We start from the raw sequence: 12,521 nt of genomic DNA on the forward strand, positions 1-12,521 counted from the left end.
TGTCGGCGGACGCCGGTACCGTTCATGGCATGGCGACACGAGGTTTCCGATCGACGGCCCCCCTGGGCACCGGAATCGGCGATCTCCTGCTCGACGATTCCCAGGCCGCGGTGATGGCACTCGCGGACGGCGAATCGGCAGCCGTGCTCGGCGCTCCGGGCACGGGGAAGACCCTGACGCTGGTCGAGGCGGTGGCCGACCGGGTGCTCGGGCGCGGTTACGCGCCGGGGGAAGTACTCGCCCTCACGGCATCGCGCGCTTCCGCGACCCGGCTTCGCGATCGCATCGCCCTCCGGCTCGACGTGCCCACCAACGGCCCGCTCGCCCGCACAGCGACCTCCCTCGCCTTCCAGCTCGTCGGCGACCGCGCCAGGCTGGCCGCCGTCGACCCTCCCCGCCTGCTCACCGGCGGCGAGCAGGACCAGATCATCGCCGAGCTCCTCGCCGGCCATCTCGAAGACGGCGCGGGGCCGGCGTGGCCCGAGCCGCTCGTCGACGACGTGCGCGCGCTTCGCGGCTTCCGCACCGAGCTCCGGGAGCTGATGGCGCGCTGCGTCGAACACGGGGTGAGCCCGGAGCGGCTCGTCCGGCTGGCGGCCGAAACGGGTCGCGACGAATGGCGGGCCGCTGCAGAGTTCATCGTCGAGTACCAGCAGGTGGTCGACAGCTACCGGGGCAACTTCGTCGACTCGGCCGAGCTCATCGCCGAAGCGGTCTCCGTCGTCGCCGAGGGCGGCGCGCTCGCGGCGCTTCGGCTGATCCTCGTCGACGACCTCCAGGAGGCGACCGTCGCCACCCTGTCGCTGCTGCGCGCGTTCGCAGCCCGTGGCGTGGCGATCGTGGCCTTCGGGGACCCCGATGTCGCCTCGACGACCTTCCGCGGAGCCGAGCCGTCGGCGCTCGGGCGCCTGGATGCCACCCTCGGCATCCCGGTCACCCGGCTCGTCCTGACGACCGCGCACCGCCAGCCTCCAGCTCTGCGCGAACTGACGTCGAGGATCACCGAGCGCATCGGTACGGCGGCGGCGGGCATCCAGCGGCTCGCGGGCTCCGGCCGGCCGGCGGGCACCGCGTCGGCGATCGTCCGGATCGAGGCGTCGTCGGCGCCCGCCGAGGCCGCTCGCCTCGCGCGCAGGCTGCGCGAGCATCACCTGTTCGACGGCGTGCCGTGGAACCAGATGGCGGTCGTGGTGCGTTCCGGCGCGCTCGTCCCAGCGCTGGCACGCGCGCTGGCCGTCGCGGAGGTGCCGACCCGCACGTCTGTGGCCGGTCGCGCCCTGCGCGACGAGTTCGCGGCACGACAACTGCTCACCGTGGCCGGCGTCGAGCTGGGCTCCCTCGAGCTGACCGCCCCGGTGGCCACGGAACTGCTGCTCGGGCCATTCGGCGGTCTCGACGGTGTGAGCCTGCGGCGGCTCCGCCTCGCGCTGCGTCAGGAGGAGCTCGCGGGTGAGGGCAACCGCCCGGGCGACGAGCTCCTCGTCGAGGCGCTGAGCGCACCCGGCCGCTTCGCCACCATCGACTCGGCCCCGGCGCGCAGGGCGGCCCGGCTCGCCGAGACGATCGCGGCCGGCCGCCTCCGCGCCGGCGACGGCGCCACGATCGAAGAGCTGCTCTGGCATGCGTGGGAGCGGAGCGGGCTAGCAAAACGCTGGCTCGAGCAGTCCGAGCGCAGCGGGATCGTCGCCGACGAGGCGAACCGGCACCTCGACGGCATCGTCGCTCTCTTCACCGCCGCGCGGAGGTTCGTGGAGCGCTACCCGGAGAGCCCGGCTTCGGTCTTCGTCGAAGAGCTGCTCGGAGCGGAGGTGCCGGAGGACACGCTCGCGGCGCAGACCACTGCGGATGCTGTACTCGTCGGAACCCCGAGCGCGACGATCGGCGCCGAATACGAGGTCGTCGCGGTCGCGGGCCTCCAGGAGAGCGTCTGGCCGAACCTGCGACTGCGCGGTTCGCTGCTGCACCCGCAGAAGCTCGCGGACGCCGTCGCCGGAATCGAGTCGACGACGGTCGACGAACGCGCCCAGGTCATGGGAGACGAGCTGCGGATGTTCGCGCTCGCGGTCTCGCGGGCACGCCGCCAGGTCATCCTCACGGCGACGGCGAACGACGAGGAGCAGCCGTCGCCTCTTCTCCGGCTGGCCGGCGACCTGGCCCACGACGCCGACGACGATGCGACGCATCCGCTCTCGCTGCGCGGGATGGTCGGGAGACTTCGCCGTCGTGCTGCGACCAGCGGAACGCCGGATGCCGTCGACGCCTTGGCGCGGCTCGCAGCGGCCGATGTGCCCGGTGCCGACCCGGTCGACTGGTACGGCTTGCGCGAGCCGTCGACGGATGCACCCCTGGTCGACCTCTCGGATCCTGAAGCGCACGTGCGCGTTTCTCCGTCACGACTGGAGACGTTCGAGAAATCGCCGCTCGCGTGGTTCGTCGACGCGATGGCGTCGTCTCCGAGCGGTCTCGCTGCGGGCATCGGAACTGTGGTGCACGCAGTCATGGAACAGGTGAGCACCGACGGGTCCGGCGATGTGAGCGTCGAGCGCATCTGGGCCGGTATCGAGGAACGCTGGTCCGAACTGCAGTTCGAATCGCCCTGGCTGGAAGAGAAGGAGAGGCGGCGGACCCGTCGCCTCGCCGACGGCCTCGCCGGTTACCTGCGCGACTTCGAACGGAACGGCGGCACGCTTCTGGGATCGGAGGGGTCGTTCGAACTCGCCGTCGGCCGCGCGGTCGTCAGCGGCACCATCGACCGCATCGAACAGACCCCGGAGGGAACGATCGTCATCGTCGACCTGAAGACCGGCAAGACCGTGCCGAGCGCCGCGAAGGTCGCCGAGCACGCCCAGCTCGGGGCGTACCAGCTCGCGCAGGAGCAGGGTGTCATCGAACAGGCCGCAGGACTGCCGTCCGGAGGTGCCAAACTCGTCTATGTGGCGACCGGCGTCCGCGGCAGCAGCTATCGCGAGGCCGTCCAGGGTCCGCCCGACGCCGAGGCGCTCGACCACCTCCGTGAACGGATCGCGGCGGCGGCGGACGGGATGGCGGCGGGCTCCTTCGTCGGCGTCGTCAACCTCGACGAACGGGACCCGCACGCCCGCTTCGAGTACCGCATCCACCTCGTCCCGGCGGTGAGCGCGTGAACGACGAGAATCTCGACGGGCTGCTCGACTGGGAGGTCGACGATTCGCCCCTCGACCTCGTGGAGCTCGCCCTCGTCGAGGATGCGCGATCCCGCCGCCGCCTGAGCTCTGCCGAGATCGCAGAGGCGCTCGGGCTGCCGACCCCGACCCCGCAGCAGCAGGCGGTGATCGAGGCGCCGCTCGCGCCGGCGATCGTGGTTGCCGGCGCGGGCAGCGGCAAGACCGAGACCATGGCGAACCGCGTGGTCTGGCTCCTCGCGAACGGCCACGTCCGGGTGCCCGAGATCCTGGGGCTCACCTTCACCCGCAAGGCGGCAGGCGAACTCGCCCTGCGCATCCGGCGTCGCATCGACCAGCTGTCGTCGTCCGGACTCGTCGAGATCGACGCGGACCCGTTCGAGGCGCCCATGGTCGCCACCTACAACTCGTTCGCGAATGCGATCTTCCGCGAGAACGCCCTGCTCATCGGACGAGAGCCGGAGTCTGCCGTCCTGAGCGAAGCGTCGGCATGGCAGCTCGCACGCCGCCTCGTCGTCACCAGCACCGATGACCGGCTCGTCGAACTCGAGCGGAGCGTCGATGTCGTCACCAGTGCGGTCATCGCGCTGAGCCGTGCCATCAGCGAGAACGTGGTGGACGGCGCCGACGTCGAGGCGATGACGGCGAAGTTCGCTGCGGTGGCCGAGCTCCCGACCGGGAGCGGGCGGGTCAAGGACATGTATGCGTCGGTCCGCACAGCGATCGGCGTCGTCGGCGCGCTGCCCCCGATCCTGGATCTCGCCGCACGCTTCGCGGAGGAGAAGACGCGGCGGGGCTTCGTCGAGTACTCGGACCAGGTCTCGCTGGCCCTCCAGGTCTGCGATCGGCTTCCCTCGGTCGTCGAGGACTACCGGATGCGCTACCGGGTCGTGCTGCTCGATGAGTACCAGGACACCTCGGTCGTGCAGACCCGACTCCTGTCGCGACTGTTCGGAGGCCAGGCCGTGATGGCGGTCGGCGACCCCCACCAGTCGATCTACGGATGGCGTGGTGCGAGCGCCGCGAACCTGGGTCGGTTCTCCCTCGATTTCACCGGCAACAAGCCCGGGATCGCGCGCGGTGGCGCGGCCGAGTATGCGCTCTCGACGTCGTGGCGCAATCCCACCCGCGTGCTCGATGCCGCCAATGTACTCGTCGAACCGCTGACCGCCGACTCTCCCGTCCAGGTCCAGAGGCTCGCGGCGCGGCCGGGCGCCGAGGCGGGCGAACTGGATGTGCGGTTCGAGCAGACCGTCGCCGACGAGGCGGAAACGGTGGCGGAGTGGCTGGCCAGCCGGCTGACCCGGCGCGACGACCAGGGCCGTCCGCCGAGCGCCGCGATGCTCTGCCGGTCGCTGAAGAAGATCGACGTCTTCACCGGTGCCCTCGACCGTCGCGGCGTGCCGTACCACGTGCTCGGCCTCGGCGGCCTCCTCGAGCAACCGGTGATCGCCGACCTGCTCAGCGCTATGCGGGTGATGCACGATCCGACCGCGGGTTCCGAGCTCATCCGTGTGCTGACCGGGGCGCGTTGGCGTATCGCACCCAAGGACATCGCCGTGCTCCGCTCTGTCGCTTCGTGGCTCGCGGCGCGCGACCACCGGTTCCGCGAACTCGATGCGCCCGTTCGCGAGCGTCTTCGCCAGTCCGTGGCGGGCGAGGAATCGGCATCCCTCGTCGACGCCCTCGACTTCGTCGTCGAAGCGCCGGAGTCCCACTCCCAGCTGTCAGGCTTCAGCCCCACCGGCCTCGAGCGGATGCGCGAGGCCGGGCGCGAGCTCGCCTACCTGCGTTCCCGGTCGGGTCTCGACCTCCTCGACCTGGTGACACTCGTGCAGCAGGAACTGATGCTCGACATCGAAGTCGCGGCCAACGAGACGGCGCACCTCGGGCAGGCGAGCCTCGACGCGTTCGCGGAACAAGTCGCCTCGTACCTGGCCAGCGACGAACAGGCGACCCTCGGCTCGTTCCTGGCGTGGCTCGCCGAGGCCGAGCAGCGCGACAACCTGGCGCCGCGCAGTGAGGAGCCCGAGCCCGGCACGGTCCAGATCCTGACGATCCACGGATCCAAAGGGCTCGAGTGGGACATCGTGGCGGTGCCGCGAATGGTCGACGGCGAGCTCCCGGGTGCCCCGCGCAGCAAGAAGGGCTGGCTGGAGTTCGGTGCGCTGCCGTACGAGTTCCGTGGGGACTCGAGCGAACTGCCGGTGCTCGGCTGGCGGTCCGCGCAGACGCAGAAGGAGTTCGACGACGCCCTCGGCGCGTTCGAGGACGAGAACGCCCGTCGTCACGCCGCCGAACAGCGCCGTCTGGCCTACGTCGCCGTCACACGCGCACGCGACAGTCTGCTGCTCACAGGCTCGTACTGGTCGACGCAGACGCGTCCGCGCGGGCCAGGACTGTTCCTCCGCGAACTCCAGAACGCAGGACTGCTGGCCGCCGACGCCTTCCCCGACATCGACGAAGCCGACGAGAATCCGTACGCGCTCGCCACCCAGGCCGTCACGTGGCCGCTGGACCCGCTGGGGGCGCGTCGGCCGCGCGTCTTCCACGCAGCCGAGGCGGTGCGCGACAGCCTCGCCCGCGGCGGCGGACGCGGCGGCGTGTACGCAGAGGACATCGACCTGCTGCTCGCCGAGCGGGCGAACCGGTCCCGCGGCGAAAGGGTCGAGCTCCCGGCCCGCATCCCCGCCTCGCGTTTCAAAGACTTCGTCACCGACCCGGCCGCGGTGGCTGCAGCGCTCCGTCGACCGATGCCGGAACGCCCGTACCGTCAGACGCGTCTCGGCACGCTCTTCCACGGCTGGGTCGAGCAGCGCTACGGCACCACCGCCGGTGCGTCGGAGGTCATCGACGCGTCGGCACTGGAGCTGGACGATCCGGGAGGCGAGGCCGTCGATGCTGCGAAACTCGACGAGCTGCAGCGAACTTTCGCGGCCAGCACCTGGGCCGATCGGCGCCCGGAGGAGGTCGAGATCGAGCTCCACGTGGTGCTCGCCGGCCAGGTGGTCGTCTGCAAGCTCGACGCGGTCTACCGTGCCGACGACGGAATCCACGACTACCAGATCGTCGACTGGAAGACCGGCAGGGCTCCCCGCGATGCCGGCGACCTCGAACGCAAGCAGTTGCAGCTCGCGCTGTACCGTCTCGCCTTCGCCCGATGGAAGGGCATCGCTCCTGAGCGGATCGACGCCGTGTTCTACTTCGTCGCAGACGACGCCGTCATCCGGCCCGAGCGCCTCTACTCCGAGGAGGAGCTGCGGTCGCTCTGGTCGTCGGTCACCGGTTTCATCCCGCCAGCGTGACCATAGTCATCGGCTGACCGGTCACCCGGTGTGCGATCGAGCATCGCCTCTACGTCGGAGATGGCCATGATCGGCCCGGTCGCGGTCGACAGCGGGTTCGCGGCGTTCGTGTGAACGCGGTCGACCAGACCGTCGAGCATCTCCACGGCATCGTCGACGATCGACTGGTTGCGCACCTCACGACCGTGAAGCAGCCAGCGCGCCACCTCGAGTTCCGCGTACAGCATCGCCCGCTGCGTGAACTGCCGGTCGGTCGTGACCTGGCGCGCCGCACCGTAAGCGCCCAGGGCGCTCTCCGCCGCATCCGGATTCATCGCGAGCAGCCAGTGCAGGTCGCGGGCGGGGTCGCCGACCCGGAGGGCCGACCAGCCGAGGACGGCCGAGATCGACTCGCCATCGACGAGGAACGAGTCGGCGGTCATGGCGCCGTTGATGACCGTGGGCTGGAACTGCCAGAGGGCGCTGTCGGCCGATGCATCGCGCCACCGGTCGCGCAGAGCGCTCGGAAGGAGCCCGGTGGCGGCCGCCGACTCGATCAGCGATGTCGTCGACGTGTGGCATTCCGGTGCGCTGAGCACCGGCAGGCCGGCCTCGCCGACGAAGGCGGTCGGAAGGGTGTGGATGGCTGCGATGGCGTGGCCGATCGCGCCGGCCAGGCCGTCTCCGGGCGGCACGTCGTCCACGTCGATGTGGCTGCCGGGGAGGAACCCGTAGACGATCGCGCGGGTTCCTCCGACCGGGGTCTGGCCGAGGAAGGTGGGAACGTCGAACGGCAGTCTGCTCCGGATTCCCGTCGTGAGGGCGCGGAGGGCGACGAGATCGGCGCTCTGCTCCGATTCGGCTGTCTGCGACGTCGGGACACGGATGATGCTGGTGCTGCCGTCGCGTCCGCTCAGGAGTGCAGAATCGAAGTCGCCCGCGCCACCGGCCGTGTAACTGCGGGCGCCCGACACCTCCAGCCCGGGAACGGCCGAGGTGGCCAGCGCGGCTAGAGTGAGATGGGATCTGGCCATAGCACCTAGGTTAAGTGGACATCCCCGGCACCCGTTGATCGCCACGCCTTCCCAGCCGTTCGCGTCGAAAACGACAGCGATCAGACAACCGTGAGAGGACCCCGATGTCGCGCTCCGCCCTTCGCGACCTTCCCTTGTCGCGCAGTGCCGTCGACCGCGATCACGAGGCCAGGTCGCGCCCCGCTCTCTTCGACGAGCTCCTGGCCGAGCCTGACACGCGGATTCTTCCGCTGTGGAAAGGACGTGCGCTCGTAACAGCGGCAAGTATCCCGGCCGCAACGCCAGGGTCGGATGGCTGGGGCGCCGGGCGAGACGATACGTCTGCCGCTCTCGAACTCCTCCCTGCGGCACAGGTGACCTCGGCCCTCGTTCGCGTCTACCTGGGTCGCACCCTCGTCGCCACCCCCGATGTACCGATCGGGTCGGCGATCGTACTGAGCGTTCTCACCGACGCCGCGGCCACCGAACTCGAACCCGATGACTCGAGGTGGGCGAACCTACGCACGGTCGGAACCGCCCTCAGCGACCGCGACAGCGGTCTGTTCACGGAAGCCCTCGGAATTGCGAACTGGCACGACTCGCACCTGCACTGCCCGCGGTGCGGCGAACCGACCGTCGTCGAGCAGGGCGGCTGGGTCCGTCGCTGCCTGGCAGACGAGACCGAGATCTTTCCGCGCACCGACCCTGCGGTGATCGTCAGTGTCGTGGACCGGGACGGCCGCCTGCTGCTCGGCTCCAATGCGATGTGGGAGCACAACCGCTACTCGCTGCTCGCCGGATTCGTCGAGCCGGGTGAGTCGTTCGAGGCGGCCGTGGAGCGCGAGATCTTCGAAGAGGCCGGCGTCCGTGTGGTCGATCCCGTGTACCTGGGATCGCAGCCATGGCCGTTCCCCGCCTCGGTGATGGTGGGATTCACGGCGCGGCTCGCCGACGACCAGGACCCCGCGGCGCTCAACCCAGACGGGACCGAGATCCTCGAACTGCGGTGGTTCACCCGCGACGAGGTCTGGACGAACAACGAGGTCGTCATTCTTCCCGGCCGCACGTCGATCGCGCGCGCGATCATCGAGGACTGGTACGGCGGCCCCCTCGGCGAACCTCCGGTTCCCCGAGGCGCCGAGGAACGATGACGCCCGAGCAGGTGCTCGCGGGGCTCGACGACCAGCAGCGCGTCGCCGCCGAGGCGCTCCTCGGTCCGGTCTGCATCCTCGCCGGCGCGGGCACGGGCAAGACGCGGGCCATCACCCACCGGATCGCGTACGGGGTCGCGACCGGCGCCTACGCACCCAACCGGGTGATGGCGCTCACCTTCACCAATCGTGCAGCCTCCGAACTGCGCGGCAGGCTTCGGCAGCTCGGTGCCGGGGGCGTCTCGGCGAGGACTTTCCACTCCTCGGCGCTCAGCCAGCTCAACTTCTTCTGGCCGCAGGTGGTCGGCGGGCAGCTGCCGTCCCTGCTGGAGGGCAAGGCCCGGCTTCTCGGCCACGCCGCCGAGCGGTTGCGGCTCAAGCTCGACACCGCGACGCTGCGCGATGTCGCTGCGGAGATCGAGTGGCGCAAGGTCTCGGGTCTCAGCATCGACCAGTACGCCCACCGGATCGCCTCGCGCCCGCTCCCGGGCAGCCTGACCGCGGAGCAGTCCGTCCTCGTGCAGCAGGCGTATGAGGACCTCAAAGACGAACGACGCCAGTTCGATTTCGAAGACGTGCTGCTTGCGTGCGCCGGGATGATCGAGAGCGAACCTTCCGTGGCGATGCAGGTGCGGGAGCAGTACCGCTTCTTCGTCGTCGACGAGTACCAGGACGTCTCCCCGCTGCAGCAGCAGCTCCTCGACCTGTGGCTGGGAGGCCGCCGCGACCTCTGCGTCGTCGGGGACGCGAGCCAGACGATCTACTCGTTCGCGGGCGCACGCAGCGAGTTCCTGCTCGACTTCGAACGACGGTACGACGACGCGACGGTGGTGCGCCTCGAACAGAACTACCGCTCGACGCCCGACGTCGTCGACGCTGCCAACCGGCTGATGCGAGGCCGCCCCGGCGCGCTCACCCTTCATGCTGCCACCGAGCACGGGGCCGGCGGCGCGAACCGCGGGGGTGGAGAACCCGGCACGCCGGATCCGACGGCCTACCCATCCGACCTCGCCGAGGCGCGCGGCGTCGCGCAGGCGATCGCGGCGCAGCTCGAAGCAGGCGGCCGCCCAGAGGACATTGCTGTGCTCTACCGGGTGAACGTCCAGGCGGCAGTGCTCGAAACCGCGCTCGCCGACGCGGGCGTCAGCTATCAGATCAGGGGAGCGAAACGGTTCTTCGACCTTCCCGAGGTGCGCCAGGCCGTGATGTCCCTGCGTGCGGCTTCCGTCTCGGTCACCGGCGAACCGCTGTTCAAGTCGGTGAGCGATGTGCTGCGGTCGCTCGGCTGGAGCCAGGACGCCCCGGAAGCGCGCGGAGCGGTCCGGGACCGCTGGGAGTCCCTCAATGCGATCATGGGCCTCGTCGACCAGCAACCGGAGGGCACCACGTTCCGGGCGTTCACCGACGAGCTGATGGAACGCCAGGCCGGTCAGCACGAGCCGACGGTCGCTGCGGTGACGCTCGCGACGCTGCATTCGGCGAAGGGTCTCGAGTGGGATACGGTCTACCTGGTCGGCCTCAGCGAAGGACTGGTTCCGATCAGCTATGCGAAGACCTTCGAGCAGATCGACGAGGAGCGGCGGCTGCTCTACGTGGGGATCACCAGGGCGCGGCGCCGGCTGCACCTCAGCTGGGCGGAGGGCGGCCAGCAACGCGGGCCGCGTCAGCCCTCCCGCTTCCTGGCAGAGCTCGGCACCCGCACTCCGCGTGCGGCAGTGCCGGGACGACGTCCGTAGCACCGGTCGACCCGTCGTAGCGGATGCTCGCGGCCGCGAATCGGCGCGAGCCGCGTGTCAGCCGGGCCAGGACGATCCGTGAGGCCAACGCGGCGACGGCGGTGCCGACCAGCTCGTTCTCGAGTGCTGACGTGCGCACGGCCAGCTGCGTCGCCAGTGCCGCCCACGCAGGGTCGTCGTCCAGGCGCCGTCGTTCCTGACACGTCAGGCACGGTCCCCGCCCGGGCTCCACGAGCGGACCGACCGTGACGGAGCGATCTCCGAAGACGACGGCGAGGTGCGGGACGTCCCGCCTCAGCCAGCGGGCGTGACGCTCGGGGGCGATCGCGAAATGGCCGACGATCACCGCGGCTTCGACGCGGTCGACATCAGCGATGTCGTGGGTCACCGCGAAGCCGGAACTGCGGAGGATGTTCGTGATGCGGCCCGCTGTGGACCCGCCTCCGTCGACGGCGACGCTGCGGCACGCCGGGGGAGTCGACGGTGCGGGTGGGCGGAGCACGGGCCGCAGGCGCGCCAGAAGGGACTCGACCTCGGCGGATGCGCGGGCCGACCGCGCGAGCGCGATGAGCCCGTCACGCGTCACGCCGCGTTCGAGGTCGGCGAGCATCCGCTCTTCGTCCGCCGTCACGTTGCGAAGTAACAGCAGACACCGGTCGATGCCGAACTGGATGTCCGTAGGCGTGCGCCACACCCGGGGGATCCGGGGATCGAGCTGGAAGGTCACCCCTGAATCATTCCGCGCGCGCCAGGTACGCCGCAGAATCTGTCCACAGGGTGGCGGACGACTACTCCTCTGTCGGGCGCTCGGTGTCGCCGCGCAGCAAGTCCTCCAGTGCCTGGTCGACCGCGTCGTACTCCGGTTCCTCGCCACTCGCTTCCGCGGTGAGACGCGCGACCAGTGCCGACGGGTCGTCGAGGTCGGCCCCGGTCGGCATCAGGTCGGGATGCGACCACAGCCGGTCGCGCCCGTCGGGGCCTGCCGCCTCGCTCACCGCCTTCCACATCGCAGCGGCCTCCCGCAGGCGCCGCGGCCTCAGTTCCAGGCCGACGAGGGTGGCGAATGCCGACTCGGCAGGACCACCGGATGCGCGACGCCTGCGCACCGTCTCGGCGATGGCATCGGCCTTCGGAAGCAGTTTCGTCGCCTCCGCAGTGACGACATCGACCCAGCCCTCGACGAGTGCGAGGACGGTCTCGAGGCGGGCGAGCGCGGCCTGCTGCGCTTCTGATTTGGGCGGAATCAGTGCACCGCTGACCATCGCTTCGCGGAGTTCTTCCGGGTTCGAGGGGTCGAAGCTCTCGGCGAGCTCCTCGAGCCGGCCGGTGTCGATGGTGATGCCTTTCGCGAACTCCGTGATCGAGGTGATCAGCTGGAGGCGAAGCCATTTCGCGTGACGGAACAACCGAGCGTGGGCGAGTTCGCGGACGGCCAGATACAGCTGCACTTGGTCGTCGGGGATGTCGAGACCCTCACCGAATTCAGCGACGTTCTGCGGCAGGAGTGCGGCATGACCGTCCTCGAGCAGAGGGATACCGATGTCGCCCCCCGATACGACCTCCTTCGCGAGCTGGCCGACCACCTGGCCGAGCTGCATCGCGAAGAGCGCGCCGCCGATCGAGCGCATGATCTGGCCGGCGTTCGCGAGCATCCCCTGCATCTCCTCCGGTGCCTGCTCCTTGAGCACGCGGGTGAGCGCATCCGAGATGCTGAGAGCCACCGGCTCGGCCAATTGGGTCCACAACGGCATGGTCTGCCGGGTCCACTCCACGCGCCCGATGAGTTGCGGCTGCGTCGTCAGCTCCGACACGCTGGTGACGCCGTCTAGCCACAGGGCGGCGACGTGGAACGCCTGCTCCAGGGCTGCGCGTTCCGCAGGCTCCGTCGCCCGCGCATCCGCACCGGCGAGCGTTCGTGCCTGCTCGAGCGCAAGGTCCCAGTTGATGCCGTCTCCGTTGCTGCGGATGGCGTTCTGGAGCTGCCCGAGCAGCTGCGCCATGCTGGCCGGATCGTTCGGAAGCCCCGCCGCGCCCGCGAGCTGGCTGGGGTCGATCGACGAGTTGCCGGAAAGGAATTCGCGCAGCATGTCGCGGAATTCGTCGTCCTGGTCCTTGTCGGGATCATCGGCCATCGTCTCGCCTTTCGTATTGGCAACCTTTCAGGCGCAGAATCTAC

The 12,521-nt window shown here is 70.1% G+C and carries 7 protein-coding genes; 4 read left to right on the top strand and 3 right to left on the bottom strand.

All coding sequences use genetic code 11. From position 1 onward, the window contains the following. Positions 1–29: 29 nt before the first annotated feature. Positions 30–3,143, top strand: coding sequence for an ATP-dependent helicase (locus ACV7NN_RS18105; protein ID WP_463350945.1), 3,114 nt, complete (start codon positions 30–32; stop codon positions 3,141–3,143). Between the two features lie 59 nt (positions 3,144–3,202). After that, on the top strand, positions 3,203–6,466 hold the full coding sequence (locus ACV7NN_RS18110; protein WP_463351322.1) for a UvrD-helicase domain-containing protein: 3,264 nt from the start codon (positions 3,203–3,205) through the stop codon (positions 6,464–6,466). Here the strand turns inward: ACV7NN_RS18110 and ACV7NN_RS18115 are convergent. Then, a complete protein-coding gene (locus tag ACV7NN_RS18115; protein ID WP_463350946.1) occupies positions 6,403–7,479 on the bottom strand; it encodes a phosphotransferase in 1,077 nt (358 codons plus the stop codon). The genes ACV7NN_RS18110 and ACV7NN_RS18115 overlap by 64 nt on opposite strands. Positions 7,480–7,583: 104 nt before the next feature. Between ACV7NN_RS18115 and nudC the strand changes: the two genes are divergently transcribed. Both nudC and ACV7NN_RS18125 read left to right on the top strand, forming a co-directional pair. Then, positions 7,584–8,609: an NAD(+) diphosphatase gene (gene nudC, locus ACV7NN_RS18120; RefSeq protein WP_463350947.1), complete on the top strand. Its 1,026-nt coding sequence runs from the start codon at positions 7,584–7,586 to the stop codon at positions 8,607–8,609. Further along, on the top strand, positions 8,606–10,345 hold the full coding sequence (locus tag ACV7NN_RS18125) for an ATP-dependent helicase (protein WP_463350948.1): 1,740 nt from the start codon (positions 8,606–8,608) through the stop codon (positions 10,343–10,345). The genes nudC and ACV7NN_RS18125 overlap by 4 nt, the downstream gene beginning before the upstream one ends. Here ACV7NN_RS18125 and ACV7NN_RS18130 read toward each other — a convergent pair. Both ACV7NN_RS18130 and ACV7NN_RS18135 read right to left on the bottom strand, forming a co-directional pair. After that, positions 10,236–11,072, bottom strand: coding sequence for a TOMM precursor leader peptide-binding protein (locus ACV7NN_RS18130; RefSeq protein ID WP_463350949.1), 837 nt, complete (start codon positions 11,070–11,072; stop codon positions 10,236–10,238). The genes ACV7NN_RS18125 and ACV7NN_RS18130 overlap by 110 nt on opposite strands. A 61-nt stretch (positions 11,073–11,133) precedes the next feature. Then, complete coding sequence (locus ACV7NN_RS18135; protein ID WP_463350950.1) at positions 11,134–12,477, bottom strand: zinc-dependent metalloprotease; 1,344 nt, start codon at positions 12,475–12,477, stop codon at positions 11,134–11,136. Positions 12,478–12,521 lie beyond the last annotated feature (44 nt).

It is taken from the genome of Leifsonia sp. Ger2509, from assembly GCF_055231915.1.

What these genes read in the sequence shown, in the direction of transcription:
- ACV7NN_RS18105 (WP_463350945.1), top strand. Translation starts at nt 30, where the DNA reads ATGGCGACACGAGGTTTCCGATCGACGGCCCCCCTGGGCACCGGAATC.
- ACV7NN_RS18115 (WP_463350946.1), bottom strand. Translation starts at nt 7,479, where the DNA reads ATGGCCAGATCCCATCTCACTCTAGCCGCGCTGGCCACCTCGGCCGTT.
- nudC (WP_463350947.1), top strand. Translation starts at nt 7,584, where the DNA reads ATGTCGCGCTCCGCCCTTCGCGACCTTCCCTTGTCGCGCAGTGCCGTC.
- ACV7NN_RS18125 (WP_463350948.1), top strand. Translation starts at nt 8,606, where the DNA reads ATGACGCCCGAGCAGGTGCTCGCGGGGCTCGACGACCAGCAGCGCGTC.
- ACV7NN_RS18135 (WP_463350950.1), bottom strand. Translation starts at nt 12,477, where the DNA reads ATGGCCGATGATCCCGACAAGGACCAGGACGACGAATTCCGCGACATG.